Source organism: Nocardia sp. GTS18 (assembly GCF_013839555.1).
Lineage (GTDB): Bacteria > Actinomycetota > Actinomycetes > Mycobacteriales > Mycobacteriaceae > Nocardia > Nocardia rosealba.
This window is the reverse complement of sequence record NZ_JACBIU010000004.1, coordinates 121825-146984: the sequence shown is the minus strand read 5'-3', so window position 1 is coordinate 146984 and position 25160 is coordinate 121825. Positions and strand designations below refer to the sequence as shown.

Annotated in this window: 30 protein-coding genes; 16 read left to right on the top strand and 14 right to left on the bottom strand. The window is 68.2% G+C overall.

The window, feature by feature from the left end:
- Window positions 1-11: 11 nt before the first annotated feature.
- Window positions 12-1172, bottom strand: coding sequence for a glycosyltransferase family 9 protein (locus HYG95_RS06965; protein ID WP_181697167.1), 1161 nt, complete (start codon window positions 1170-1172; stop codon window positions 12-14).
- 204 nt (window positions 1173-1376) lie between these two features.
- Here HYG95_RS06965 and HYG95_RS06960 point away from each other — a divergent pair, with 204 nt between their 5' ends.
- The 11 genes from HYG95_RS06960 to HYG95_RS06910 all read left to right on the top strand — a co-directional run bounded on the left by HYG95_RS06960 (window position 1377) and on the right by HYG95_RS06910 (window position 10706).
- Window positions 1377-2585, top strand: coding sequence for a glycosyltransferase (locus HYG95_RS06960; RefSeq protein WP_181697166.1), 1209 nt, complete (start codon window positions 1377-1379; stop codon window positions 2583-2585).
- 19 nt (window positions 2586-2604) lie between these two features.
- On the top strand, window positions 2605-3312 hold the full coding sequence (locus HYG95_RS06955) for an SDR family oxidoreductase (RefSeq protein ID WP_370465713.1): 708 nt from the start codon (window positions 2605-2607) through the stop codon (window positions 3310-3312).
- Window positions 3309-4286, top strand: a complete 978-nt coding sequence (locus tag HYG95_RS06950; RefSeq protein WP_181697164.1) for a glycosyltransferase — start codon at window positions 3309-3311, stop codon at window positions 4284-4286. The genes HYG95_RS06955 and HYG95_RS06950 overlap by 4 nt, the downstream gene beginning before the upstream one ends.
- Window positions 4283-5299: a glycosyltransferase family 9 protein gene (locus tag HYG95_RS06945; protein ID WP_181697163.1), complete on the top strand. Its 1017-nt coding sequence runs from the start codon at window positions 4283-4285 to the stop codon at window positions 5297-5299. The genes HYG95_RS06950 and HYG95_RS06945 overlap by 4 nt, the downstream gene beginning before the upstream one ends.
- 77 nt (window positions 5300-5376) lie before the next feature.
- On the top strand, window positions 5377-5910 hold the full coding sequence (locus tag HYG95_RS06940) for a D-glycero-alpha-D-manno-heptose-1,7-bisphosphate 7-phosphatase (protein WP_370465705.1): 534 nt from the start codon (window positions 5377-5379) through the stop codon (window positions 5908-5910).
- The gene (locus HYG95_RS06935) at window positions 5907-6518 is read left to right on the top strand and encodes an SIS domain-containing protein (RefSeq protein ID WP_181697161.1); all 612 of its coding nucleotides are present in this window, start codon (window positions 5907-5909) and stop codon (window positions 6516-6518) included. Before HYG95_RS06940 ends, HYG95_RS06935 begins: the two co-directional genes overlap by 4 nt.
- Window positions 6515-7480: a PfkB family carbohydrate kinase gene (locus tag HYG95_RS25110; protein WP_181697160.1), complete on the top strand. Its 966-nt coding sequence runs from the start codon at window positions 6515-6517 to the stop codon at window positions 7478-7480. Before HYG95_RS06935 ends, HYG95_RS25110 begins: the two co-directional genes overlap by 4 nt.
- Before the next feature lie 148 nt (window positions 7481-7628).
- Entirely contained in the window at window positions 7629-8090 is a 462-nt protein-coding gene (locus HYG95_RS06925) for a DUF4383 domain-containing protein (RefSeq protein WP_181697159.1), read from the top strand.
- The gene (locus tag HYG95_RS06920) at window positions 8087-8800 is read left to right on the top strand and encodes a phosphodiesterase (RefSeq protein ID WP_181697158.1); all 714 of its coding nucleotides are present in this window, start codon (window positions 8087-8089) and stop codon (window positions 8798-8800) included. Before HYG95_RS06925 ends, HYG95_RS06920 begins: the two co-directional genes overlap by 4 nt.
- 38 nt (window positions 8801-8838) lie before the next feature.
- On the top strand, window positions 8839-10170 hold the full coding sequence (locus HYG95_RS06915; RefSeq protein ID WP_181697157.1) for an aldehyde dehydrogenase: 1332 nt from the start codon (window positions 8839-8841) through the stop codon (window positions 10168-10170).
- Window positions 10152-10706: a type 1 glutamine amidotransferase domain-containing protein gene (locus HYG95_RS06910; RefSeq protein ID WP_181697156.1), complete on the top strand. Its 555-nt coding sequence runs from the start codon at window positions 10152-10154 to the stop codon at window positions 10704-10706. The genes HYG95_RS06915 and HYG95_RS06910 overlap by 19 nt, the downstream gene beginning before the upstream one ends.
- 5 nt (window positions 10707-10711) lie before the next feature.
- Here the strand turns inward: HYG95_RS06910 and HYG95_RS06905 are convergent, their stop codons facing one another.
- Complete coding sequence (locus HYG95_RS06905) at window positions 10712-11179, bottom strand: ANTAR domain-containing protein (protein ID WP_181697155.1); 468 nt, start codon at window positions 11177-11179, stop codon at window positions 10712-10714.
- Between the two features lie 110 nt (window positions 11180-11289).
- Between HYG95_RS06905 and HYG95_RS06900 the strand changes: the two genes are divergently transcribed.
- Both HYG95_RS06900 and HYG95_RS06895 read left to right on the top strand, forming a co-directional pair.
- Complete coding sequence (locus HYG95_RS06900) at window positions 11290-11775, top strand: anti-sigma factor antagonist (RefSeq protein ID WP_181697154.1); 486 nt, start codon at window positions 11290-11292, stop codon at window positions 11773-11775.
- A gap of 34 nt (window positions 11776-11809) precedes the next feature.
- Window positions 11810-11992: a hypothetical protein gene (locus tag HYG95_RS06895; protein WP_181697153.1), complete on the top strand. Its 183-nt coding sequence runs from the start codon at window positions 11810-11812 to the stop codon at window positions 11990-11992.
- Window positions 11993-12041: 49 nt separating this feature from the next.
- Here HYG95_RS06895 and HYG95_RS06890 read toward each other — a convergent pair whose 3' ends face one another.
- Together HYG95_RS06890 and HYG95_RS06885 are read right to left on the bottom strand one after the other, a co-directional pair.
- Complete coding sequence (locus tag HYG95_RS06890; RefSeq protein ID WP_181697152.1) at window positions 12042-12389, bottom strand: hypothetical protein; 348 nt, start codon at window positions 12387-12389, stop codon at window positions 12042-12044.
- A gap of 1 nt (window position 12390) precedes the next feature.
- A complete protein-coding gene (locus HYG95_RS06885; RefSeq protein ID WP_181697151.1) occupies window positions 12391-12813 on the bottom strand; it encodes a ChaB family protein in 423 nt (140 codons plus the stop codon).
- A 117-nt stretch (window positions 12814-12930) separates the two neighbouring features.
- Here HYG95_RS06885 and HYG95_RS06880 point away from each other — a divergent pair, with 117 nt between their 5' ends.
- A complete protein-coding gene (locus tag HYG95_RS06880; protein WP_181697150.1) occupies window positions 12931-13131 on the top strand; it encodes a hypothetical protein in 201 nt (66 codons plus the stop codon).
- A gap of 7 nt (window positions 13132-13138) precedes the next feature.
- Here the strand turns inward: HYG95_RS06880 and HYG95_RS06875 are convergent, their stop codons facing one another.
- The 5 genes from HYG95_RS06875 to HYG95_RS06855 form a co-directional block, all read right to left on the bottom strand.
- A complete protein-coding gene (locus HYG95_RS06875; RefSeq protein ID WP_181697149.1) occupies window positions 13139-14104 on the bottom strand; it encodes a glycine betaine ABC transporter substrate-binding protein in 966 nt (321 codons plus the stop codon).
- Complete coding sequence (locus tag HYG95_RS06870) at window positions 14101-14838, bottom strand: ABC transporter permease (protein ID WP_181697148.1); 738 nt, start codon at window positions 14836-14838, stop codon at window positions 14101-14103. Before HYG95_RS06870 ends, HYG95_RS06875 begins: the two co-directional genes overlap by 4 nt.
- Window positions 14835-16088 carry an ABC transporter ATP-binding protein gene (locus HYG95_RS06865; protein ID WP_181697147.1) on the bottom strand — a complete coding sequence of 418 codons (1254 nt, stop codon included), beginning with the start codon at window positions 16086-16088 and terminating at the stop codon, window positions 14835-14837. Before HYG95_RS06865 ends, HYG95_RS06870 begins: the two co-directional genes overlap by 4 nt.
- Window positions 16085-16729: an ABC transporter permease gene (locus HYG95_RS06860; RefSeq protein ID WP_181697146.1), complete on the bottom strand. Its 645-nt coding sequence runs from the start codon at window positions 16727-16729 to the stop codon at window positions 16085-16087. The genes HYG95_RS06865 and HYG95_RS06860 overlap by 4 nt, the downstream gene beginning before the upstream one ends.
- A gap of 99 nt (window positions 16730-16828) precedes the next feature.
- Window positions 16829-17743: a TauD/TfdA family dioxygenase gene (locus HYG95_RS06855; RefSeq protein ID WP_181697145.1), complete on the bottom strand. Its 915-nt coding sequence runs from the start codon at window positions 17741-17743 to the stop codon at window positions 16829-16831.
- 355 nt (window positions 17744-18098) lie between these two features.
- On the opposite strand from HYG95_RS06855, the gene pepN reads away from it, so the two are divergent.
- Window positions 18099-20573, top strand: a complete 2475-nt coding sequence (gene pepN, locus HYG95_RS06850) for an aminopeptidase N (protein ID WP_181697144.1) — start codon at window positions 18099-18101, stop codon at window positions 20571-20573.
- Between the two features lie 68 nt (window positions 20574-20641).
- Here pepN and HYG95_RS06845 read toward each other — a convergent pair whose 3' ends face one another.
- Window positions 20642-21457 carry an SDR family oxidoreductase gene (locus HYG95_RS06845; protein ID WP_181697143.1) on the bottom strand — a complete coding sequence of 272 codons (816 nt, stop codon included), beginning with the start codon at window positions 21455-21457 and terminating at the stop codon, window positions 20642-20644.
- Between the two features lie 259 nt (window positions 21458-21716).
- Between HYG95_RS06845 and HYG95_RS06840 the strand changes: the two genes are divergently transcribed.
- Complete coding sequence (locus tag HYG95_RS06840) at window positions 21717-22262, top strand: hypothetical protein (RefSeq protein WP_181697142.1); 546 nt, start codon at window positions 21717-21719, stop codon at window positions 22260-22262.
- 39 nt (window positions 22263-22301) lie between these two features.
- Here HYG95_RS06840 and HYG95_RS06835 read toward each other — a convergent pair whose 3' ends face one another.
- The 4 genes from HYG95_RS06835 to HYG95_RS06820 are packed head-to-tail and all read right to left on the bottom strand — an operon-like array spanning window position 22302 to window position 25129.
- Window positions 22302-24083, bottom strand: coding sequence for a thiamine pyrophosphate-requiring protein (locus tag HYG95_RS06835; RefSeq protein ID WP_181697141.1), 1782 nt, complete (start codon window positions 24081-24083; stop codon window positions 22302-22304).
- A 16-nt stretch (window positions 24084-24099) separates the two neighbouring features.
- Entirely contained in the window at window positions 24100-24357 is a 258-nt protein-coding gene (locus HYG95_RS06830; RefSeq protein WP_067489661.1) for a DUF4235 domain-containing protein, read from the bottom strand.
- Entirely contained in the window at window positions 24354-24725 is a 372-nt protein-coding gene (locus HYG95_RS06825) for a DUF3618 domain-containing protein (protein WP_181697140.1), read from the bottom strand. Before HYG95_RS06825 ends, HYG95_RS06830 begins: the two co-directional genes overlap by 4 nt.
- Entirely contained in the window at window positions 24722-25129 is a 408-nt protein-coding gene (locus HYG95_RS06820) for a phage holin family protein (protein ID WP_181697139.1), read from the bottom strand. The genes HYG95_RS06825 and HYG95_RS06820 overlap by 4 nt, the downstream gene beginning before the upstream one ends.
- Window positions 25130-25160: the final 31 nt, after the last annotated feature.

Below are 25160 nucleotides of genomic sequence, written 5' to 3'. Positions count from 1 at the left end.
TACACCTGGAGTCATCGACGACGGTCCCCGACCGGGGCGTCGAGGCCTACGGTGTCGTGCCACCGCCGTTCCGGCCGCAGTGCGGTGACAATGCCGGCGGGGCCGAGGAATTCGTCGATCTCACGGCACACCTCCTCGACGGTGACCGAGGCGACGATCGAGTTGTCGTGTTCGCAGCGTGGGGCGCCCTCGTCGGTGAGGGTGGCACCGCAGAGCTGGCAGCGCGTGGTCCACGCGGTCAGCACCCGGTCGTTGGCGCGGTTGAGGGGTCCGGCGTTGACGAGGTTGCCGATCCAGAAGATCCCGACCGTCGGGATGCCGAGCGCTTTGGCCAGATGCCGTGGCCCGCTGTCGTTACCGACGAAAACCGTTGTCCGCGTGAGTAACCCGCACAGCTCGGTCATGTCGGCATCGACGAGGCAGTGCACGTGGCGGGTGTCGCAACCACCCACCCGGTCGAGGATTTCGCGCAGCAGCGGACGGTCGTCGTGGGTGCCGATCACATGAACAGTGGCCCCGCCGCGCACACAATGCTCGATGACCTCCGCGAATTTGCGCACGGGCCACCGCCTTCGGGGATCGGTCGCCGAGGGGTGAACCGTCACAACGGGCCTCGTCGCCTGCCCGACGAGCCGTTCGGCGGCTGCCTCGTCGTCGGGGGTGACGGTGATCCTCGGTTCGAGAGTGACCGGTGCCGCCCCGGCCAACCCGACCACCTCGAGCGCACGGATCATCTCGTGCTGGTAGTACCGGAACGGGGTGGTCCTGGTGAGTTCGATGGCGCCGTCGGCGCGGGAACCGACCGTCCACCGAGCTCCCGTGCGGCGCAGGAACCGGTTCGACCAGGCGCCACCGCCGTGCAGTTGGATACCCAGATCGACACGCTCCCTTGTCGTTTCGTCGAGCAACACGTCCTCGGCAGGTGAGTTCTTAGGTGGGAGCACCCGCACGTCGCGCACCGGTCCCGGCCGTGATCGGAGCAGCGCGGCATGCAGTGCCGAACCGAACAGGGTGATCCGCGCCGTCGGGTAGGTCGCGGCCAGCGCCTCGATCGCCGGCAGGGCGAGCAACAAGTCGCCCAGGCCACCACCGCGCAACACCACGATGCGTTCGACATCGGGGAACGGCCGCGCGATCGGCCCGAAAACACTGTCGCCGGACGCGGTCGTCATCTCGGCACTCCTTACCCGATGTTCTGTGGTGGCGGTGATCGGCACCGCCGCAGTACCCCACCGGCGCACACCGAAACAGTCGGTCGAAACCGGCACGCCGCTGTTTGACCCACTTCTCCCCGGGCATAGCGCCCAGCGAGAACCGGTCCGCCCGCAGCGGTGCGTTCCCCTGGCCACCGCTTGTCACGACGAACGGAGTCAGCCGTGAAGATCGCTATGGTTTCCGAACACGCGAGCCCGCTGGCCCCGCTCGGAGGCACCGACGCCGGGGGACAGAACGTACACGTCGCAGCCCTCTCGGCCACCCTCGCCCAGCGCGGGCACGAGGTGATCGTCTACACCAGACACGACGGAACCCACTCCGAACGCACGATCCACACCGACGACGGCTACCGCGTCGTGCACGTCCCCGCCGGCCCACCGCGCCCCATTCCCAAGGACGAAATCCTCCCTCACCTGGGCGAATTCGCCGCGTTCCTGCGCGACGACTGGGCCCGCGAGCACCCCGACGTGGTACACGCGCACTTCTGGATGTCGGGCATGGCCGCCGAGCTGGCCGCCCACGGCACCGGCATACCCGTCCTGGTCACCTTCCACGCACTCGGCACCGTCAAACACCGACACCAGGGCCGCGCCGACACCAGCCCGCCCGCCCGCATCCGCATCGAACGCCTGGTCGCGTCGCGGGCGGCGCGGGTCATCGCCACCTGCTCCGACGAGGTCGGCGAACTCACCAAGATGGGGGTGCCACCGCATCACGTGTCGGTGGTTCCGTGCGGTGTGGACCTGGACCTGTTCACCCCCGACGGCCCGGTCGCCGAACGCGGCGCACCGCACCGCATCCTGTCGGTCGGGCGGATGGTGCCACGCAAAGGCTACGACCTGGCCATCGCCGCACTACGCGAGTTACCCGGCACCGAACTGGTCATCGCGGGCGGCGCCGACGACAAGGGCAAAACCCATGCCGAGGCGCGACGGCTGCGCGGTTGTGCGCAACGCATCGGCGTCGGCGACCGGGTACACCTGCTCGGGTCGGTCGAGCACACCGCCATGCCCGAATTGATCCGCTCCGCCGATGTCGTGGCCTGCACACCCTGGTACGAGCCGTTCGGCATCGTGCCGCTCGAGGCGATGGGCTGCGCGCGACCCGTGGTCGCCACCGCTGTCGGCGGCATGCTCGACACCGTCGTCGACGGTGTCACCGGCGCCCTGGTGCCACCGAACTCCCCCGAGGCGCTGGCCGCCGCGATCCGCCCGCTGCTCGACAACCCGCACCTGGCCGCCTCCCGCGGCGCGGCCGGGCGTCGTCGAGCCGAGAACTCCTACTCCTGGGAGCGGGTCGGCACCCGAACCCTCACCGCCTACCGCAAGGTATCCGCGCGCCGCGTCGACCGGGCCGCGATGTCGGCATGACCCCGCTGAAAGGAGTCCCATCCTCGTGAACCCGTCAACACGCCCGCTCGGCACCGTCCTCGTCACCGGCGGATCCTCAGGTCTCGGCGCCGCTACCGTCGCCGCGATCCGCGCCGCGGGCGGCACACCCGTGGTGCTCGACCGCAATACCCCAGCCGACGGAATCGACTGGGAGCAAACAGATCTCGCCGACACCGCCGCCGCGACGGCCGCGGTCGAACGGGTACTCGACCGCACCGGTGGTCACCTCGACGCGGTGTTCACCGCCGCGGGCACCGACGCCTGCGGTCCGCTCGACGGCGTGTCGGCCGAGAAGTGGGAAAACGTGGTCAAGGTGAATCTGTTCGGCACCGCCGCCGTCGTCCGCGCGGCACTGCCCGCCCTGCGCGCGAGCAAGGGCACTGTCGTCACCTGCGCCTCCACCCTCGGCATGCGCGCGCTGCCCGACGCCACCGCCTACTGCGCGTCGAAATTCGGCGTCGTCGGCTTCACCCGCGCCCTGGCCGCCGAGACAGCGGGCGAGGTCGGGGTGACCCTGCTGGTGCCCGGCGGCATGGACACCGCGTTCTTCGACGACCGGACCCCGCAGTACCAGCCGCCGGCCGACGCGAAACTCAACCGGCCCGAAGACGTCGCCGCCGCAGTCGTTTTCGCGCTCTCCCAACCACCGGGCTGCCAGGTGCGCGAACTGATGGTGTGCCCGTCGACGGAGCCGTCGTGGCCATGACGACGATCCTCGCCTGGCATGTGCACGGGTCCTGGATGAGTTCGTTCGTCCAGGGACCCCACCGCTACCTGATCCCGCACGACCCACGCTGGGGCGGGTGGGCGCTCGGCCGGTGCGGGCGACCGTGGCCGGCAGGCGCCGAGGAGATCGCCCCCGAGGCGCTCGCCGACGAACACGTGGATGTCGTTGTGGCCCAACGCCCCCGCGAACTGGAACTGGCCCAACGCTGGCTCGGTCGCACCCCCGGTGTCGACGTCTCCCTGATCTACGTCGAACACAACACCCCGTCCGGGCACGCCGCGACCACCCGGCACCCCATGGCCGACCGCGACGACCTCACCCTGGTCCACGTCACCGAGTTCAACCGGTTGATGTGGGACAACGGGCACACCAGGGTGCGCGTCGTCCCCCACGGAGTCCTCGATCCCGGCCCCCTCTACACCGGCGAACTCGAGCGGGCCGCCACCATCGTCAACGAACCGGTGCGCCGCTGGCGCGTCACCGGCACCGACCTGCTCGCCGAACTCTGCGATACCACCCCGATCGATGTGTTCGGGATGGAAACCGACCACGTCCACACCGCCGTCGACCGGCCGAAAGATCGTGTGTGCGGGCACGGCGACCTGCGCCAGGACCGCCTGCACGCCGAAGTCTCGCGGCGGCGCGTATTCGTCCACACCCCACGCTGGACCTCGCTCGGCCTGTCGGTGCTCGAGGCCATGCATCTGGGGATGCCGGTTGTCGCCGTCGCCACCACCGAGGCGGCGGCCGCGATCCCGCCGGAGGCCGGAGTGGTGTCCACCGATGTGTCGGTCCTGGCCCGAGCACTGCAGCGTTTCGTGGCCGAACCCGATCTGGCCCAGCTCGCCGGCAAGGCCGCACGGCAGTGGGCGCAGACCAATTTCGGCATCGACCAGTTCGTCGAACGCTGGAACGAACTGCTCACCGACACCGTGGACGGTGGGCGGCGGTGAGGCATGTGCTGGTGGCCCGACTCGACAGCGCGGGCGACGTGCTGCTCACCGGGCCCGCCGTCCGGGCGGTCGCGGCGGGGTCCGACAAGGTCACTTTTCTCGCCGGGCCACGCGGTGCGGCAGCGGCCCGCCTGCTGCCAGGGGTGGACGAGGTCGTCGAATTCCACGCCGGGTGGGTCGATTTCGACGCACCACCGGTCACCCAGGACGCCATCGACGCACTGCTCGAAACTCTGCGCGCCCTGGCACCGACCGAGGCCGTCATCTTCACCTCGTTCCACCAGTCGCCGCTGCCGTTGGCGCTGGTGCTGCGCATGGCCGGGGTCGGTCGTATCGCGGGCATCAGCATCGACTACCCGGGCTCACTGCTCGATCTGCGCGACACCCGCGACGAGGACCGGCCCGAACAGATCCGCAATCTGGCACTGGCCGAAGCCGCCGGGTTCCCCGGTGACTCCGACGGGCTCCGGATCCGCGAGGACCTGCTGCCCGATGTCGGTACCCGCACCGGCGGACCCGGCTACATCGTCGTCCACCCCGGCGCCGCCGTACCCGCCCGCCGCCCGGCACCGGAACGTATGAGAACCCATGTGGCAGCCCTGGTCCGGGCCGGATACCGGGTGCTGGTCACCGGTGGTCCCGACGAGCACACCGCCTTCGTCGCCGACGGGCTGGCCACCGACCTCGGCGGCCGCACCGACCTCGCCACGCTGGCAGCGATCCTGCGCGACGCCGATGTCGTCGTCGCCCCCAACACCGGGCCCGCGCACCTGGCCGTCGCGGTCGGCACGCCCGTGGTCTCGCTGTTCGCACCGGTCGTCCCGGCCGCGCGGTGGGCGCCCCACGGTGTGCCGGTCGTGGTGCTCGGCCGGCCCGCGGCGTGCGAGGGCACCAGAGCCCGCACCTGCCCGGTACCGGGACACCCGTGCCTCGACACCATCACCTCCGAGGAGATCGTCGACGCGGTGGACACACTGTGCGCCCGACCCGCCGACACGAGGCGGCCCGCATGAACACTCGGTCACTACCCACCACACGAACGAACGGATCCGGTCGAAACGGTCGATCGCGTTCCTGCGCTCCTGCAGCGGTGCTCTTCGATCGCGATGCGACGCTGATCGAGGACGTCCCCTACCTCGGCGACCCGGCACTGGTGCGCCCCGTGCCCGGTGCCGCCGACGCACTGGCCCGGCTACGCACCGAAGGGATCCCGATCGGTGTGGTGAGCAACCAGTCCGGCATCGCCCGTGGCCTCATCACCCGCGCCCAGGTCCGTGCGGTCAACGCCGCCGTCGAACAGCTACTCGGCCCGTTCGGCACCTGGCAGATCTGCCCGCACGGACCCGACGACGGCTGCGCATGCCGCAAACCCGCCCCGGGCATGGTCTTTCGCGCCACCGAAGAACTCGGCGTCGCGCCCGCCGACTGTGTCCTGATCGGCGATATCGGCGCCGATATCGAGGCCGCTCAGGCCGCCGGATGCGCCGCGATCCTGGTGCCGACCCCCATCACCCGGCGTGCGGAGATCGACCACGCGCGCGCCACCGCCCTCCTCGCCCGGGACCTGCCGACCGCCGTCGCCCTCGCCATGACAGGCGCCGCACGAAAGGAATTCGCGCCATGAACAATCCACCCGGCACCCAGCATCTGGTCGCCGAGACCGGTGCGAACCTGGAACACCACTTCGGTGCGCTCGGCGCCGCCCTGGAACGCAACCGGACCGCCTCGATCCGGCGCATCTGGTCCTGGGGCGAACAACTCGCCGACATCTACCAACGCAACGGTCGACTGTTCACCTGCGGAAACGGTGGCAGCGCCGCCGAAGCCCAGCACCTCAGCGCCGAACTCACCGGCCGGTTCCGCACCGAACGCCGACCGTTGGCCGCGATCGCCCTGCACTGCGACACCTCCGCGACCACCGCCATCGTCAACGACTACGGCATCGAGGAGATGTTCGCCCGCCAGCTGCGCGCCCACGGCCGCCCCGGCGACGCCCTCGTCGTGCTCTCCACCAGCGGCAGCAGCCCCAACGTCGTCGCCACCGCCAAAGCCGCCCACGAAATGGGCATCACCACCTGGGCGCTGACCGGCCCACCACCGAACACACTCGCCTCGGTCTGCGACGACGCGATCGCCGTCGAAGCCGACAGCGTCGCCACCGTGCAGGAAATGCACCTCGTGCTCGTCCACGCCCTGTGCACCGCCCTCGATGCCGCATTGGAGGCACTGTGACCGCCCATCCAGGACCGATCGTCGTGCTCGGTGACGTCTTCCTCGACATCGACGTCGACGGTCACTGCGAACGCTACAGCCAGGACGACGCCCCGATCGTCGACGTCACCACCACCCGCTACCGCCCCGGCGGTGCGGGTCTGGCCGCCCGCCTCGCCGCGGGCGACGCCGACGAGGTCGTCCTCGTCGGCGGTTTCGCCAACGACCACGCCGGGCAGCAGTTGCGCGCCCTGCTCGAACCGTACGTGCAGGTCATCGGTGTGCCGTTGCACGGTTCGACGGTGTGCAAGCAGCGGGTGCGCGCCGACGGACGCTGCACCGACGGTGAGGATCCCGTCGTGATCGCCCGCTGCGATTCGGGCACCGGCAAGGTGGCACCGGGGCCGATCCCCACCGATATCGACAGCGTGCTCGCTCGCGCCTCGGGCGTGCTGGTGTCGGACTACGGCCGCGGCATGACCTCGCACCCGCAGATCCGTGGTCTGCTGCGCACTCTCGCCCCACGGATCCCGGTGGTGTGGGACCCGCACCCACTGGGCTCGCTGCCGATTCCCGACACCGCCATCGTCACCCCGAACCGCAGCGAGGCATTGCGGTTGCTCGATTCGGCCTCCTCGATCCGCGACACGAGCACCCTGGCCCGCCTGTGGTCGGCGCGCGCGGTCGCGGTCACCCTCGGGCCCGAGGGCGCCTACCTGTGTGGTACGGAATTCCCGGCCGGGATGCGGATCCAGGTGCCGCCGGGGCGCCGCGCACCCGAGGGCGCCGATATCTGCGGCGCCGGTGACCGATTCGCCGCGGCAGTCACCGTGGTGCTGGCCGAAGGCGAGTCGACCGAGCCCGCGGTACGCCACGCCGTGAGCGCGGCCGCCGAATTCGTGTGCAACGGTGCGGCGTCCTCGCTCGCCGAGTCCGAACCGGCCGTGGCCGACGCGATGGCGAATGTGGTCGGGTGGCGGTGACCCTCCCCCCACCGCTCAGGTCATCGAGGCTCTCGACACACAACTCACCGAAACCTCAACGCGGGTTTACCACCGACACCAGCGGGCATGCGCCCGTCGTCCAGGCAAGCGGGCCGGGGACACCCGGCTCATCCGAAAGGAGCACGCCGTGTCCACACGTGTAGGCAGAACGGGTTCGGCCCGGTCACCGATCCAGCTGGCTTCGCTGGCCGTCGGCGCGGTCTTCCTGCTGGTCGGTGTCCTCGGCTTCATCCCCGGCATCACCACCGACTACGACCACCTGCAGTGGGCAGGCCACGAATCGCACGCGAAGCTGTTCGGCGTGTTCGCCGTGTCGGTTCTGCACAACATCGTGCACCTCGTCTTCGGTGTCCTCGGCCTGCTCGCCGCCGCGAGCGCCGCGACCGCGCGGACGTTCCTGATCGGCGGCGGTGTCGTCTATCTGGTCCTGTGGCTCTACGGGTTGCTGGTCGACGAGCACAGCGACGCCAACTTCGTCCCGCTCAACGACGCCGACAACTGGCTGCACCTCGGCCTCGGGCTCGGCATGATCGCCCTGGGCGCCCTGCTGCCCCGCACTGTCGCGACCACCGTGGACCGCCGCCGATGATCGACAAAGCGACCCTCACCGACATCCCGAACACCGTGGTACGCACCGCTTTCCAGGCCGGTGCCAAGGTCAGGCACGCGCGGGTGTTCCATCCGCGCGGCCTGCGCCTGGCCGGACGCTTCCACGCCGCCGCCGACTTCGTGCCCTGGTTCGGGCCGGGCGAACGCGCCGTCATCGGCAGACTGTCCAAAGGTATCGGCACCCCGACCGGCATCCCCGACGTACTCGGCCTGGCCTTCCGTGTCCTCGACCGCGACGATCACCCCTGGGACTTCGCCCTCGCCACCACCGGACGCGGCACACTCGGCCGATTCGTCATCACCGCCGCACGCGGCTGGGACCGCGCCTGCTTCGGTTCGTTGATGCCCTACCGCTTCGGCGACGACTCCCCGGTCTGGTTGTTCGCCGAACCCCTCGACGACCTGCCCGGCACCGCTTCCCTGCAAGCACTGCGCGACCACCTCGACAGCGATCACCTCCTGCGGTTCTCCCTCACCGCCGAACCCCTCGGCGGCGAACCGATCCCCGTCGGCGAACTCGACCTGCGCCGCGCCGAACCCGGCGAATACCGCACCGACTTCTTCGATCCGATCCTCAACCGCCCGGCCGGTGTCGCCCTGGTCCCGCACGCGCTCGACCGGTTCCGCGAAAGCGCCTACACCGGAAGCCGGCGCGGCCGAACCGACGAAACCAACCATCCCCCAACATGATTCCTGTTTCCCCGCCACCTACCGGGTATGCCGACCACATGACCACAACCACCGCACCCCCCATCACCTCCCCCGAGGACATCGCCGATACGGTGCGCTCCGTGCGCGCCGCCCAACTCGGCTGGGCAAGCGTCCCACCCGCCGACCGCGCCGAGATGCTCCGCGCCGCGGCAGCGGCCGTGCGCGCCCACGCCGACGACCTCGCCACCACCCTCGAATCCGAAACCGGACGCCCCGCCGCCTCCGGACGCGAGGGAGTCCTCGCGGGTGCCTCCACCCTCGACCAGTACGCCGAACTGGGCCCCCTGCATCGTGGCAAATCGCTGCAGGGCTCCCCCGAGGCCACCGACTTCATGATCCCGGAACCCCGCGGTGTGGTCGTCGCTCTCAGCCCGTGGAACGACCCGGTGGCCATCGCCTGCGGGCTGCTCGGTGCCGCCGTCGTCACCGGAAACACGGTGCTGCACAAGCCGAGCGAACGGTGCCCCCGCACCGGCGAACTCCTCGGGCAGATCATGTCGCCCCACTTCCCCGACGCGGTCCTGGCCACCGTCACCGGCGGTGCCGACATCGGTGCCCTGCTCGCGTCCTCCCCCGAGGCCGACGTGATCGCCCATGTCGGTAGCAGCGAGACCGGGCAGCGCATCGCCGCCGCGGCCGCCCGCACCGGCGCCAAGGTGCTGCTCGAGAACGGCGGCAACGACCCACTGCTCATCGACGCCGACGTCGACCCCGAATGGGCCGCCGAACAGGCCGCGCTCGGTGCCTTCGCCAACGCGGGCCAGATCTGCACCTCGGTCGAACGCATCTACGTCCACACCGCCGTCGCCCCCCGCTTCCTCGAGGCACTGTGCGCCCGCGCCGCCGCGTGGAACGAAAACCCGCAACCACTCGTCGACGCCCGCCAGCGCGCCCATGTGCACGATCACGTCGCCGACGCCGTCGACCACGGTGCGCGCGTCCTCGTCGGCGGGCACATCCCCGATGGGCCCGGCGCGACCTACCCGGCCACCGTGCTCACCGACTGCCTGCCCCAGATGCGGGTGCTGCGCGAGGAAACCTTCGGCCCGGTCGCCCCGGTCCGGGTGGTTCCCGACTTCGACACCGGCCTCGACGAAGCCGCCACCGGTGAATACGGCCTCGCCGCCACCGTCCTGACAGGTTCCATGGACCACGCCCAAAGAGCCTGGCGCACTTTGCCTGTCGCGACCGTGAAGATCAACGCCGTCTTCGGTGGCGCCCCCGGCGGCGCCGCCCAACCTCGCGGCCGTTCCGGCAACGGCTTCGGCTACGGCCCCGAACTGCTCGACGAAATGACCACCGTGAAAGTAGTCCACGTGAGGAGTGCACCATGCCCCAGCAGCCACTGACCGGTAAGCGCGTCGCCATCCTGGCCACCGACGGCGTCGAACAGGTCGAACTCGTGCAACCCCGCGCCGTCGTCGAAGACGCGGGCGCGACCACCACCCTGCTCTCCCTGGAATCGGGCAGCATCCAGGCCATGAACCACGACGTCGAGAAAGGCGACACCTTCACCGTGGACCAGGTCGTGAGCCAGGCCAGCCCCGACGACTACGACGCCCTCATCCTGCCCGGCGGCACCACCAACCCCGACAAACTCCGTCAGGACTCCTCGGCCGTCGGCTTCGTGAAACAGTTCGCCGCGACCGGCAAACCGATCGGCGTCATCTGCCACGGCCCCTGGACCCTCGTCGAAGCCGACGCGGTACGCGGCCGCACCCTCACCGGCTACCCCAGTGTGCGCACCGACATCCGCAACGCGGGCGGCACCGTCGTCGACGAGGAGGTCGTCACCGACAACGGACTCGTCTCGAGCCGCAACCCCGACGACCTGCCCGCCTTCTGCGCCAAAATCGTCGAGGAATTCGCCGAAGGAAGACACTGACCCGTCTAGTCCTTCAGAGAGTCGGGCATGTGCGCGGTGAGCAGTACATGGTCCAGCCTGCTTCGCAGCTTCACCTCGTCACCGGCCACTTTCGGCAGCTCGGCGACCACCCGCTCGGCGATCGTGCGCAACTTGACATTGGTTTCCTGCGACCGCCACCGCAACACCCTGAACGCCTGTTCGGCACTGATCGCGTACACCAGCATCAACGCGCCCTTGGCCTGCTCGATCACCGTCCGCGCTTCGAGCACACCCGGCAACGTCGTGTCGAGAGCTTCCCGCCGGAACACCTCGGCAGTCTCGGTGACATCGATGTAATAGCCCGAGGTACCGATCACCGCCCCGCGCTCGTCGTGCCACGGTTCGGACACCACGAGCACATCCCTGACCTGACCGTGAGTGTCGACGATGCGGTGATGACTCGAGTACGCGGCTGCGTCCCGAATTTCGGCATCGAGTCGGTCACAGTCCATGACAGCGGCGTACCGACGTGCTCAAATGGGTAGTACCAGCCGATCTTGAGGATCCAGGACCGGTCGGCGCAGCGCGCGAGGCCTGCCGGTGCCGAGGAAATCGAGTACTCGTGAACACCCATTCCAGCCACGTAGGACGATACGAACTACCCGCCTTCGACGGCGAACCACCCGATGTGTCGGCGCGCGTGAGTGCCGACCTCGAGACCCGATCGAACGCGATCGTCCTGTACGTGCGCGGCGACATCGACGCCTACACCATCACCCGCTGGCGCCGCGTCCTCGACGACGCCTTCCAGCGAGCATCGGGTGGCAGGCAACTGGTCGTCGACCTCGACGAAGTCACCTTCATGTCGTGCCGATCGATCCTCGATCTGGCGTCTCGCGCCCAGCAGCACGACACCATCCGGGTCAGCGTGGTCAAGGCCGCCCCCTCGGTCGTCGACCGCATCATCACCGCCGCCGGACTCGCCAAGTGGCTGACCCTGCACACAGACCTGGCCGACGTCATCCCGACGACGACCGATCCGCCCCGACCGCACCTGCGCGTGTGGACACACCGCGAACCCGGCCGGGGCACCCCAACACATCAGTGAAGAAGCAGTTCAGTTCTCTCGAGGAAGTTGTGCAATGCGCTATTCCGATCATCCTGTCTTCGACACCACCGAACCGGCGACCGAGCCGGACACCACCGTTGTCAGCTGGCCCGAACCCAGCCCACTGCAGTCGTGGTGGAACGACATCATGCAGGGCGTGAAGCCGCCGCGCACCCGAACCGGCGGCCAGAAACCCTCACGTCTGCCACAGAACTAGCCCGATCGGTGCCGCAGGGCCATCCGCCCTGCGGTGCCGTCCGGACTGGTCACCCCGTCACCGTGGTACCGGCGGAAATCATCAGATACGCGGTCATGAGGATGAACAGGAACCATCCGGCCCCCTGCCACACCCGCCACGATCGCCCGTCGCGATAACGCTGATAGGTGTGCACGAAAGCACCGATCCCACCGGCCAGCAGCACCAGCGACGGACCGATCATCACGGCAGCCTGTGCCGGGGTGTCACACAGATGTGTCTGCGCGCCCGCGCAGTTCGTGCGCGTCGCGGCCCAGAAATTCACCGCGGCGAACACGAGCGCCGAGACGCCGATCACGCACACGCCGTAGAGCACAGCGCGGCTGTACGCGCGGTCGTCACCGCCGCCGGCGGTCATCTCAGGATCGAGCCCGCGCGGTCGCACGGCGGTTCGCCTTCTCGATCGCCTCGACCAGTTCCTCCTTGGTCATCCGCCACCTACCGGTGATCGACAACCGTCCGGCGACATCGATGAGGTGACTCTTGGTCGCATTCGCGTTCACCCCTTCGGCGCTCTCGCCGCGCGGCGACCGCCCGCCGGAAGCAGCCCGCGAATCCGACGGCCCCCGGGTACCTTTCGGCTCCCAGTGATCACCGACCTTCTCGAAACTGTGCTTCAAAGCGCTGTAGGCGACACGATTGGCGCGTTCCTCGGTGCCGTACTCGTCCAGTGCCGCGTCGTGCGCCTTGGCGAACGTCCGCTGTGCCTTGGCGCTGGAACGCTGCAACGTACTCGGCAGCTCCGATGTCCGCGCCCGGCCCGAGCTCGTGGTCTTCGGCATCTCGACAGCCTTTCTCTCGCGGTCACTGTCGCGCTACCCAGGCCGGAGCAGCCCAAACCCACACATCGAACCGAAAATAACGGTTTAGTAACCGCGGTTCCTGGCAACTATGAAGATATGACCCACTCACGTAATCGGACACCGAATACGACGAGTACGGATCTGACCAGCACCGCCATCATGTTGGCCACCTGCGTGTTCTTCTTGTTCGGTCTCACGACCCTCACCGGATCCCTAGCCATCGCCGTCCTCGGCGCACTCGGCCTGGCCGCCGCCATGGCCACCGCGACCAAGATGGTCGGCCTCAACCACCTCTGACCGACGTCTACTCGATCAGGTTCGCGCTCTTCAACCACTCGTAGGCGACATCGGCCGGGTCTTCCCCGTCGATGTCCACGCGACCGTTGAGCTCACGCATCAGATCGTCGGTCAGGCGCTCGGAGATCGCGCCGAGCAGCGGACGAAGCTGCGGATGCGCCTCGATCACCGCACCACGCACCACAGCGGTCCCGCTGTAGGGCAGAAAGAACTTCTTGTCGTCTTCCAGCACCACCAGATTCAGGTTCTTCACCCGACCGTCAGTGGTGTAGACCATGCCGAACCGGCACGGCTCACCCTTGGCGGTCGCGGTGTAGACCACCCCCGCGTCCATCCTGGTGACATTGCCCGCGGGCACCCCGTTGGGATCGTTGTAGGGAATGCCGTACTTCGCCAGCATCGGAATGAAACCGTCCGAGCGACTGAAGAATTCGTCGTCGACACAGAATGTCCGCTCCGCCACCGGTAGCTGCGCCACCTCCGACAACGACCGCACCCCGAGCCGTTCGGCCGTCGGTGTCGAGGCCGCGAAAGCATAGGTGTCGTTGAAATTGGCAGGCGCCAACCACTCCAGATCGTGGTCGCGCTTCTCCACATCGTGTACCCGCTGCCACAACTCCTGCGGGTCGACGATCGTCTCGGTCTCGTTGTGGTAATTCACCCACCCCGTACCCGTGTACTCCCACAGCACGTCCGCGTCGCCGTTGAGCTGCGCCTGCCGCGACGACGCCGACCCCGGCGCACCCGTCAGGTCCGTGATCGACGCGCCCGCCGCGGCCAGATACGTGGCGGTGATCTTGCCCAGCAGCACACCCTCGGTGAAACTCTTCGACGTCACCGTCAGCTTCGCACCCTCGAGCGGCCGATCGCCACCGGGCAGGCTCGCGTCGTGGAACGTCCCCGACGAGCTCACCAGCCCACACCCGGTGAGCAGCGAAACACTCGCCACCAGCGCGCACACCAGCCGTCTCATGAGATACCTCGCGGGGTCGCGGCCAGCTCCACGAGCCGACCGAGCCAGTCGATGATCAAGGCGAGCAACCCGACGAGGACCGCACCGGAGATGAGCAACTTCGGCAGGAACAAGGTGACACCGGTCGTGATGAGCGTCCCGAGACTGGTCGCACCGATGAACGTGCTCAAGGTCGCGGTACCGACCAGGATCACCAGCGCCGTGCGCACACCGTTCAGGATCACCGGCACCGCGAGCGGCAACTCCACCTGCACCAACGTCCGCAGCCCGGAGAAACCGATCCCCCGCGACGCCTCGATCGTGCGCTGATCCACCTGCCGCAACCCGACGATCGTGTTCTGCAGAATCGGCAGGATCGCGTAGACCACCAAACCGACCACCGCCGTGCGGAATCCGGTCCCCAACCAGAACGTGAAGAGCACGAGCAGACCCACCGCCGGGGCGGCCTGCCCGATATTGGCGATGTTCACCGCCAACGGCTCGAGCCTGCGCAACGCAGGCCGGGTCAGCGCGATGCCGAGCGGAATCGCGACCACGACCACGATCAGCGTCGCCACCACGGTGAGCCGCACATGTTCGACGATCGTCGTCCGCAGATTCGCCCAGCCCAGCGACGCCTGCTCGGTCGCGGTGAACGTCGACGCCCGGTACCACAGCAGGTACCCGATGCCGATCACCGCGATGATCAGCGGTTCGAACCACACGTCGATCGGCAACGCGCGCAGCCGCTTCACGCCGGATCACCCGGCCCCGGCTCGGCGGCGACCACCGGTGTCGGCGTCGGGTCCGACCCGTCGACGTAGGTCTCGTAGGAGGTCTCGGCATTGTGCGCCTCGGCCAGCTTGGTCTGGATCACGTCGGTCACCGCACCGATACTGAGCGAACCGACCACCCGCCCCCGCCCGTCGGTCACCAACGTGGCGCCCTGGCTCGCCGCGAGCATCGCATCGAGGGCGTCGTTGAGCGTGGAAGACTGCGCGACCACCGGCAACCTCCGATCCAGGTAGTCCGACACCTCCGGCTTGCTCGACACCTCACGCAGCGACGGCCACGAACGGGGCCGCCCCGCCGAATCGACCACGACCACCCAGGTATGGCCGGCACGGGTCGCGCGGCCGATCACCTCTTTGGCAGGCTCACCGATCCGCGCGGTCGTCACCGGATCGACCTCCACATCACCCACCCGGGACACCGTCAGGTACGCCAGTTTCGCGCCCGATCCGACGAACTCCTCCACGAACGGTGTCGCCGGATCGGTGAGGATCTCCTCGGGCCGCGCGTACTGCTCCACATGCCCGCCCTCGGACAGGATCAGCACCCGGTCGCCGAGCTTGGTCGCCTCCTCGAAATCGTGGGTGACGACGACGATGGTCTTACCCAGCTCGTGCTGGATCGCGATCAGGCTGTCCTGCAGGCGAACTCGCGTGATCGGGTCGACGGCACCGAACGGTTCGTCCATCAGCAGCACCGGCGGATCCGCGGCCAGCGCCCGCGCCACACCCACGCGCTGCTGCTGGCCGCCGGACATGTCCTTGGGCAGCCGGTCGGCGAAGGTCGCCGAGTCCAAACCCACCAGATCCAGCAGATATTCGGTGCGCTCGGCGATGCGCTTCTTGTCCCAGCCGAGCACCCGGGGAATCGCCCCGATATTCTTGGCCACCGACCAGTGCGGGAACAACCCACCGGACTGGATGACGTAACCGATGGACTGACGGAGCTTGTCCGGGTCCTCCCTGGTCACATCGCGTCCACCGATGAAGATCCGGCCCTCCGTCGGCTCGATCAACCGGTTGATCATCTTCAGAGTCGTCGTCTTCCCGCATCCCGACGGCCCGACGAACGCGACGATCTCGCCCGCCTCGATCTCGAGGTCCAGCCGCTCGACGGCCGGCTTGTCCTGCCCCTTGTACCGTTTCACGACCGAGTCGAGGACGATGGACGCGCCGGTCACGTCACGTTCGGACGGGGTGGTCACCGTGGTCATGAGAGCCCCTTGGCAATGGTGAGTCGTCCGAGCAGGACGAGGAGCGCGTCGAACACCAACGCGACGACAACGATGAGAATGGTTCCGGTGAGCGCCATTTCGAGCGCGTTAGCCCCGCCGAGCCGCGACAGCCCGTTGAAGATGAGCGACCCGAGTCCCGGACCGAGCACATAGGCGACGATGGCGGCGACGCCCACGATCATCTGCGTGGACACCCTGATGCCGGTGAGGATCACCGGCCAGGCGATCGGCAGCTCGACGGTGAGCAGAATCCGCCACCGCGACAACCCGATCCCCCGCGCCGACTCCACCACCGAGGCAGGCACCGAGCGCAGGCCGACGATCGCGTTACCGATCACCGGCAGCGCCGCGAAGAACGCCAGCATCAGAAACGACGGAACGACACCGAGCCCGAACGGCACCAGCAGCAGGGCCAACAGCGCCAGCGACGGAATCGTCAACGCCACCCGGCTCGACGTGAGCGTCAATGCCGACGCCAGCGGCAACCGGTACACCGCGACCGCGATCAGCACCGCGACAACGGTTCCCACCAGCACGGTCTGGAAAGCCAGCGACGCGTGCTGATAGGTGAGAAAGGTCAGCACCTCGCCCCGACCCTGGACATAGCTCCACAAATTCACGGCATTCCCATCGTCGGGCTGGACCGATTCGCGCGCGATCGCCGGATATACCTGCGGTCGCAGACTAACCGATACCGCTCGCTCGACGGTGGATTCGCGTCAGGCCGCACGGTGTGACGCAGTGACATAGTCGCGCGCGTCGCCCGCGATCACCGTGCTCGGCCGCCCGTCGACACCGACCGGGACCGGCCCGCCGAGCGTGATCCGGGTGAGCCTGCGATGCGCGCCGTCGTAATCGTCCACGGCGTAGTGCTGGGTGGCCCGGTTGTCCCAGATCGCGACATCACCGAGCGACCAATCCCAGCGTGTCGTGTGCTCGAGGCGCGTCACCCGATCCTGGAACAGCCGGAACAACGCCCGCGATTCGCTACTGGAAAGGCCGACGATCTCCTTCACGAAGCAACCGAGCAGCAGGGCACGCTCACCGGTTTCCGGGTGCACCTCCACCACCGGATGCTCGGTCTCGAAATACGTCGACTCGAATTCGCGCCGATACGCGCGTTCGAAATCATCGGATCGGTCCACGACGTCGGCCGCGTAGTCGTAACGATTGGTGTGCCTGGCCCGCAGATTCTCCGCGAGCAATTTCAGCGCGGCGGGCAGCGAGTTGTACGCCGCGACGGTGGACGCCCAGGTGGTCGTGCCGCCGTACTCGGGCAGCGTCACCGCCCGCAGGATCGAGGCCTTCGGCACCCGGTCGACGAACGTGACATCGGTGTGCCACACATTCGACCTGGTCTGATGCGAGTCGATCGCCAGGCTCTTCGCCCCCGCCGAGGTCACCGTGGGGTGCGGGGTGGTCGGCGCACCGAGTAGCTCGGCGAATTCGTACTGCCCGTCCTCGCTCAGATGCTCCTGACCACGGAAGAAGATCACCTTGTGTTCGGCGAGCGCGGCGCGAATGGTGTCGACCGAACGCACGTCGAGGTCACCACCGAGGCGGATGCCGTCGACGCGGGCACCGATGTGGGCGCCGAGCTTCACCACACGCACGGCGTCGGCTGGAACAGACATTCGAGGGCCTTTCGATCGAACCTGCGCGAACAGGACCTACGAAACCAGTCGGCGGATACAGCGAACAGCATTCTGTTCATGCTGAGCCGAAGGTGGCTTGCGCCCCTCTCGTCCTGAGAGGGCCGGCGTAGCCGGTCGTTTTGTTAGGACAGTAGGGTGATTCATAAATAGATGCGCATATCTCGCTATCGGCATGTTATTTACCGAACCCAAGCCTGGTCCGAGGCGTGCACCGCTCCGGCAAGCACATCGACCGTCGGCCTCGGCCGCCCGAATCAACTTGCCTCCCAGACGAATAGATCGGGGCCGCGATAACCACTCCCCTCCCCCACCGCATGACTGGCAGGATCGGGACGTGACTACCGCCAACCTGACCCGCTCCGAGACCGCCGCGCGATCCGCCACGGTCACCGTGCGTGACTACCGTGTCGAACTCGATCTGTCCGGTGCACCCGACCACACTCGCCCGGGGTTCACCACCACGACGACGGTCACCTTCGACGCCACGGCGACCGAGACGTGGCTCGATTTCATCGGTCTCGCAGTCGAATCAGTCACCGTGAACGGGCAGGAGGTGGCGGTCGGCTACGACGGCGCACGGATCGCTGTGACCGGGCTGTCCGCATCGAACGTCGTCGTTGTGCGGGCTGTCGGGGAGTACAGCCGGTCGGGCGAGGGTCTGCACCGGTTCCTCGATCCGGTCGACGGCAACACCTACCTCTACACCCAGTACGAGCCGGCAGACGCGCGCCGGGTTTTCGCCTGCTTCGAGCAGCCCGATATGAAGTCGCCGTTCACCTTTGCCGTCACGGCGCCCGACCGCTGGGAGGTGGTGTCGAACCGGCCCGCCGATACCGTGACGGTCGACGGCTCGAATCAGACGGTGGAGTTCTCACCGACCCTGCCGATTTCCACCTACATCACCGCGGTCGCGGCCGGTCCATATCACCGCGTCGAATCCTCCTGGAGCCGTGGGGAACTCACGATCCCGCTCGGTGTCCTGTGCCGCGCGTCGCTGGCCCACCACCTGGACGCGGACACGATTCTCGAGGTGACCCGCCAGGGGCTCGACTTCTTCGCCGAGCATTTCGCCTACCCGTACCCCTGGGGCAAATACGACCAGGTGTTCGTGCCCGAATACAACCTCGGCGCCATGGAGAACCCGGGGCTGGTCACCTTCACCGAGGCCTACGTGTTCCGTGGTGCGGCGACGGCGGCGCAGTACGAGGGCCGTGCGAACACGATCCTGCACGAGATGGCGCACATGTGGTTCGGCGATCTCGTCACCATGGTGTGGTGGGACGACCTGTGGCTCAAGGAGTCCTTCGCCGACTACATGGGCGCGCTGGCCAGCGCGGAGGCCACCGAATGGACCGACGCCTGGGTGGCGTTCGCCAACCGCCGTAAGGCATGGGCATATCTGCAGGATCAGTTGCCGACCACGCATCCGATCGTCGCCGACATCACCGATCTCGAGGCGGCCAAACTCAACTTCGACGGCATCACCTACGCCAAGGGCGCGAGCGTGCTCAAGCAGCTCGTCGCCTATGTCGGCCGGGAGGCGTTCTTCGCGGGCTCGCGCCGCTATTTCCGGGCCCACGCGTTCGGCAACACGACCCTGGACGATCTGCTGACGGAGTTGTCCGCCGAGTCCGGCCGTGACCTGAACGAGTGGGCGCGGGCCTGGTTGCAGACCACCGGCGTCTCCACCGTGACGCTCGCCGACGGCCACATCGTGCAGACCGACCCGCGTCCGCACCGGCTCGCGATCGGTCTCTACGACTTCGACGCCGACGGCGACCTCGTCCGCCGTGACCGGGTGGAAGTCGATATCGTCGAGGCACGCACTCCCGTCACCCTCTCCCCCGCTCCCCTGCGGCTGCTCAACGACGGCGATCTCACCTATGCGAAGGTGCGTCTCGACGCCGATTCCCTTGAAACCGTGCAGCGATCACTCGACCGTGTGGTCGATCCGCTGGCGCGCGGGCTGATCTGGTCGGCCTTGTGGAATGCCACGCGCGACGGCGAACTCGCCGTCGGCCGCTACCTGACCATGGCCCGCGACTTCGCCCCCGCCGAGTCCAACATGGCCTTGCTCACGGCGGTGCTCGCGAACGCCTCCTTCGCCATCGGCCACTACCTGCCGACCGCCGAGCGCGACAGGTGGCGACGGGAGTGGCTCGAATCATGCTGGACAGCAATGTATTCCGCTGCGCCCGGTTCCGGCGAGCAGCTGGCGTTCGCCCGCGCGACCGCGGCCGCCGCCACCGCCGATGCGGCACGGACCGTCGATATCCGTGCCCTGTTGCTCGGCGAAACTCCCGCTCCGAAGGGCTTGGCCCTAGACCCTGATCTGCGGTGGGCCTTCTGGACGGCGCTGGCCGCGACCGGCGCCGCGACCGCCGACGACCTGGACGCCGAACTCACCCGCGACGACACCGCCTCGGGCCGCACTGCCCACCTGCACGCCCTTGCCGGCCGCCCGGACCGGGACGTGAAAGCCGCCGCGTGGACGCGCATCTTCGACGACACCGCGCTCACCAACGACCACCTCGACGCTGTGATCGACGGCTTCCGCGCAGGCGAGCGCCGCGATCTGATCGGCTCCTACGACGACGAGTACTTCACCCGACTGCGCCCGACCTGGGAGCAGCGCAGCATCGAGCTCGCCCGCCGCATCGTCGTCGGTCTCTTTCCTGCCACTGATTCCCTGGCAGCGGTGGACAACTGGCTCGCGACGAACACCGACGCCCCCGCCGCCCTGCGCCGCCTGGTCGTCGAGCAACGCGATCATCTCGCCCGCGCACTGCGGGTCCGCAACCTCGGGTGAGATCGACCGTCGGGATTGCCGTGTGGTCGAACCCGCCCGCGCAGCGAAGTCGTCGGTATACGGCATAGCTAGCCGTCGAGGAACTGGTCGGCGTTGGCTTTCACCCAGTCGCGGAAGGTGGTGGCCGGGCGGCCGGTGATGTCCTGGACGCTGGTGATCGGGAGGGAATCGGTCGGCGGGCTGTAGCCGAGCAGGACGTTGTCGACGTACCACTCGGTGTTGTCGCCCATGCTCGGCGCGAGGGCGGCAATGGTTTCGGCCCGATCGGAGCGGAGGAAGGTGATCTCGCGGCCGATGGCGTCGGCGATCTGGGCGACCTGCTCGGCGCGGGTGAGGACTTCGGGTCCTGCCAGTGGGTAGGCACGCCCGAGGTGGTCGTCGTCGAGCAGGGCGGTAGCGGCTACCGCGGCGATATCGTCCATCGCGACGGGTGCGGTGGCCATCTCGGGTCGCGGTTCGCGAACCGTACTCGTCGCGCGGATCTGCTGGGACCAGCTGACGCTGTTCTCCATGAAGTCGGCGGGCCACAGATGCGTCCACGCCAGCCCGCTTTCCTCGACGGCGTTGCTCACGGTCCCCCACCAGCTGTCGGGTTCGCCGGACAGATCGACGACGTGGCGGACGCCGGCCGCTGCCGCGCGCTCGAGTACCTCGCCGACAACTTCGGGTGCCGGTGCAAGATAGATCCGGTCCACGCCGTCGAATACCCCGTCCAGGCTGTCCGGCTTACGCAGGTTGCCCCGCACCGGCACCACCCCGGCGGGCAGCGCCGCCCGGTCCGGATTCACCGTCAACGCCCGGATATCGGAGGCCCCGCGCGCGACCAACTGGTCCACGACCTTGCGTCCGACACTGCCCGTTGCTCCCGTCACCAGGATCGTCATGACGTTCCTTCCGCTCGATTCCCTGAATCCTCATCCTGCCGAGAAAATCCGGATCCGGCACATAGGAATTTCGACGGCATAGCGAAACCTACGGTGTGGCAATCTCATTCGGTGAATGCGCCCATTCGGTGATGTTTTTCCGGTATGACCGCTGGTGGGTTCACATCCGGTGGGGACAGTGTGAAGATGATCTCGGGCCGAGATCCGGTCCGGCAGAGGATGTTCCGCCGGACTCCGGCGGGCAGACTGGAGGGGCAAGATGAACAAATTCTGCGCGGTCGCTGTCCTCGCGGTCGGGGCCGTAGGCCTCACCGCCACCACCAACGCTCACGCCGCACCGACGGCGGCCCCGGTCGTCCAGGGCACCGAAAACGGGGTGGCGTTCACCGCAGGCCCCTCGGCCGACGGTGCGGGGCTCACCACCTCGGTGGTCGACGGCACCTTCACCCTCGCGGGCGGCACCGTGACCCTTACCGATCGCGAGGGCCGTGCGGTCGCGTCCATTCCGACCCGAATCGCCTCGACCGCGGGCACCTTCGACCTGGCAGCGGCGATCGCGGCCGACGGCCGCTCGCTCACCCTGACTCCGGTGGGCGCACCGGCCGCCGTCACCGCCAATACGGCCGAGTTCGTCGACGAGGCCGCCGAGACCCAGGCCCGTAAGCAGCACAATGCGGGGATCGGCGCGCTCATCGGCGCCGGAATCGGTGCTGTTCTCGGCTTCTTCCTCGGCGGTGTCGGTGCGCTGGTGACCATCCCGATCGGTGCGGGCATCGGCGCGCTGATCGGCTACTCGACGCCGTAGCGAGGCGGTGGTGGCCGGCCGACGGGTCGGCCACCACGCTCAGCGGCGCAGTTCCTGCGCCTTCGACTTCACTCCCTGCACGAGCAGCCGCCACGCGCCCGGATCACCTTGCAGCACCGCGCGTCCCAGGTCCTTGACCTGGTCGGCGGTCGCATGCGGCGGCAGGGGCGGCACCTCCGGATCGCAGCGGATGTCGAGCAGCACCGGGCGATCCGCCGTCAGCGCACGGTCCCAGGCCGGGCCGATGTCCTCGGACCTGTCCACGCTGATGCCGACCATGCCCGCGCAGCGCGCGATATCGGCGTAAGAGACGTCCGGGAGTGTTTGCGATTCCTCGAATTTCGGCGCACCACCCATGGCGCGAAGTTCCCAGGTGACCATATTGAGGTCGTTGTTGTGGAACACGCACACGATCAGCCGCTGATCAGGCCACAGGTCCTGGTAGCGCTGGATGGTGAGCAGTTCGTTCAGGCCGTTCATCTGCATGGCACCGTCACCGACGATGGCGATCACCGGCCGGTTCGGGTGCGCGAATTTGGCGCCGATCGCGTACGGCACGCCCGCGCCCATGCTCGCCAGCGTGCCCGACAGCGATCCGCGCATGGTGCCGCGCATGCGAAGGCAACGGGCGTACCAGGTGGTGGAGGAACCCGAGTCGGCGGTGACGATCGCGTCGTCGGGGATGCGCTGCGAGAGTTCCCACACGATCCGCATGGGATTGGCCGGTTCGGCATCGAGCATGGACTGGTTCTCCACGGTCTGCCACCATTGCGCCACATTCGCTTCGACCGTCTCGCGCCAGGAGCGGTCGTCCTTGCGTTGTAGTAGTGGGATGAGTTGGCGCAGTGTGGCTTTCGCATCGCCGACCAGGTTCACCTCGGTCGGGTACCGCATTCCGATCAGGGCGCCGTCGAGGTCGATCTGCACCGCGCGGGCCTGATCGTATTCGGGCAGGAACTGGCTGTAGGGGAAGTTGGAGCCGACGATGAGCAGGGTGTCGCAGTCGCGCATCAGTTCGTAGCTGGGGCGGGTGCCGAGCAAGCCGATCGAGCCGGTGACGAACGGCAATTCGTCGCTGAGTACGTCTTTGCCGAGCAGTGCTTTGGCGATGCCCGCACCGGTCAGTTCCGCGATCTCGAGTACCTCGTCCGCCGCGTCGCGCGCACCCTGCCCGATCAGCATGGCCACCTTGGTGCCCGCGTCGAGCACGGCCGCCGCCCGCTCCAGCTCGGATCGCGCCGGTACCGAGGTGGTCAGCGGTGCGCTCGGCGGACTGGACGGAACTTCCTTGAAAGCATGCGCGGGTGGTTCGTAGGGTTCCTCCTGCAGATCGGCCGGAATGATGACGGCTGTCGGCGCGCGGCGGGCGAGGGCCGTGCGAATTGCTCGATCCAAGGCGTTGGGCAGCTGATCGGCGACATTGACCTCGACCAGGTATTCGGATGCCACGTCCTTGAACAGCGCCTGCAGATCCACTTCCTGCTGATAGTTGCCGCCCATGGCGCTGCGCGCGGTCTGCCCGACGATCGCCACCACCGGCACGTGGTCGAGCTTGGCGTCGTAGAGACCGTTGAGCAGATGGATGGCGCCGGGGCCCGACGTCGCCGCGCACACGCCGACCCGGCCGCTGAACTTGGCATAACCCACCGCCTGGAACGCCGACATCTCCTCATGCCTGCTCTGCACGAAACGCGGTGTGTTGTCGGCCCGTCCGAAGGCGGCGATCAGGCCGTTGATGCCGTCGCCGGGGTATCCGAAGACCTGTTCGACGCCCCATTCCCGCAGCCGGCGCAGCAAGTAGTCGCCCACCTGTTCCGACATGGTTCTCCTGTCCTCGTCAGTCGGGCCACGTTCCGGTGAGCGACTTGTAGCCCGTGGCGCCCGCCCGGTCGACGGCGGCTTTCACGAGGCCGAAGATGGCGCCCTGGAGCGCGGCGGCCAGCAGCACTTCCCGCCAGGTCGCGTTGCGGGTGGTCGAGGTGGGCGGGTCGCCACCGTCGGCCACCGCGCCCCAGACCCGATTGAACACCGCGCTCGCGGCGATCCCGCCGAGCACGCCGACGACCATGCCGAGCGGTTTGTACAGCGTCTTCATGCGCGCCGCCGCCGGGCGAGGAACCAGACCAGCAGCGCGGCGAACACCGCGGCCGCCGCGACCGGAACCTGGGGTTTGCGGGCGGCCAGGTCCGCGGCCTGCCTGCCTCGGTCGACCACGGGGTCGGGGACCGAGGACTCGACCTTGCCGACCACCTGTCCCGCTTTGTCCCGGGCCTTGTCGGCGGTGTAGAGCGCCTGGTATTTGGCGTCGGTGACGCGGTGTTTGGCCGCTTCGGTGGTCTCGTGGACCTTGTCCTTGGTGCGGACGGGGACGTCGAATTTGTCGGTCAGCTCGGCGACGGTCTCGCCGAGCTCCCGGCGGGCCTGGTCACGGTCCCGGCGCAGTGCCTCCGGGTCGTCGGTCATCGTCTGCTCCCGTCCTTGATGATGTCGATGTCGTCCTTGATGCCGTGCACGGCTTCCTGCGGTACGGGCGGGGCGGCCGAACTGACGTTCTTCTTCCCGACGAGTGCCAGGATCGCGCCGATCACGACCAGGGCGGCGCCGACGATCAGCGCCGCCGCCCATTCGGGCAGTACCAGCGCCAGCGCGAAGATCGCCGCGACGGTCAGCGCGATGCCGCCGTAGAACGCGACGAGTCCGCCCGCTCCGGCGATACCGGCTCCGCGGGCGATTCCTTTTGTGCGGTCCTGCATTTCGACGCGGGCCAGCTGCAGTTCGTCGCGCACCAGGCGGGTGATCTGTTTCGTGGCGTCGTCGACGAGTTCGGTGACCGACCGGGTGGGCGGGCCGGTCTGCGTGTGCGCCATCGCGTTACCTCCTGTCCGGGTTCTCCCGATC

Coding starts and splice junctions, on each gene's coding strand:
- HYG95_RS06965 (WP_181697167.1), bottom strand. CDS start 1,172: ATGACGACCGCGTCCGGCGACAGTGTTTTCGGGCCGATCGCGCGGCCG.
- HYG95_RS06950 (WP_181697164.1), top strand. CDS start 3,309: ATGACGACGATCCTCGCCTGGCATGTGCACGGGTCCTGGATGAGTTCG.
- HYG95_RS06935 (WP_181697161.1), top strand. CDS start 5,907: ATGAACAATCCACCCGGCACCCAGCATCTGGTCGCCGAGACCGGTGCG.
- HYG95_RS06920 (WP_181697158.1), top strand. CDS start 8,087: ATGATCGACAAAGCGACCCTCACCGACATCCCGAACACCGTGGTACGC.
- HYG95_RS06915 (WP_181697157.1), top strand. CDS start 8,839: ATGACCACAACCACCGCACCCCCCATCACCTCCCCCGAGGACATCGCC.
- HYG95_RS06910 (WP_181697156.1), top strand. CDS start 10,152: ATGCCCCAGCAGCCACTGACCGGTAAGCGCGTCGCCATCCTGGCCACC.
- HYG95_RS06905 (WP_181697155.1), bottom strand. CDS start 11,179: ATGGACTGTGACCGACTCGATGCCGAAATTCGGGACGCAGCCGCGTAC.
- HYG95_RS06895 (WP_181697153.1), top strand. CDS start 11,810: ATGCGCTATTCCGATCATCCTGTCTTCGACACCACCGAACCGGCGACC.
- HYG95_RS06890 (WP_181697152.1), bottom strand. CDS start 12,389: ATGACCGCCGGCGGCGGTGACGACCGCGCGTACAGCCGCGCTGTGCTC.
- HYG95_RS06885 (WP_181697151.1), bottom strand. CDS start 12,813: ATGCCGAAGACCACGAGCTCGGGCCGGGCGCGGACATCGGAGCTGCCG.
- HYG95_RS06880 (WP_181697150.1), top strand. CDS start 12,931: ATGACCCACTCACGTAATCGGACACCGAATACGACGAGTACGGATCTG.
- HYG95_RS06875 (WP_181697149.1), bottom strand. CDS start 14,104: ATGAGACGGCTGGTGTGCGCGCTGGTGGCGAGTGTTTCGCTGCTCACC.
- HYG95_RS06865 (WP_181697147.1), bottom strand. CDS start 16,088: ATGACCACGGTGACCACCCCGTCCGAACGTGACGTGACCGGCGCGTCC.
- HYG95_RS06855 (WP_181697145.1), bottom strand. CDS start 17,743: ATGTCTGTTCCAGCCGACGCCGTGCGTGTGGTGAAGCTCGGCGCCCAC.
- HYG95_RS06845 (WP_181697143.1), bottom strand. CDS start 21,457: ATGACGATCCTGGTGACGGGAGCAACGGGCAGTGTCGGACGCAAGGTC.
- HYG95_RS06840 (WP_181697142.1), top strand. CDS start 21,717: ATGAACAAATTCTGCGCGGTCGCTGTCCTCGCGGTCGGGGCCGTAGGC.
- HYG95_RS06835 (WP_181697141.1), bottom strand. CDS start 24,083: ATGTCGGAACAGGTGGGCGACTACTTGCTGCGCCGGCTGCGGGAATGG.
- HYG95_RS06830 (WP_067489661.1), bottom strand. CDS start 24,357: ATGAAGACGCTGTACAAACCGCTCGGCATGGTCGTCGGCGTGCTCGGC.
- HYG95_RS06825 (WP_181697140.1), bottom strand. CDS start 24,725: ATGACCGACGACCCGGAGGCACTGCGCCGGGACCGTGACCAGGCCCGC.
- HYG95_RS06820 (WP_181697139.1), bottom strand. CDS start 25,129: ATGGCGCACACGCAGACCGGCCCGCCCACCCGGTCGGTCACCGAACTC.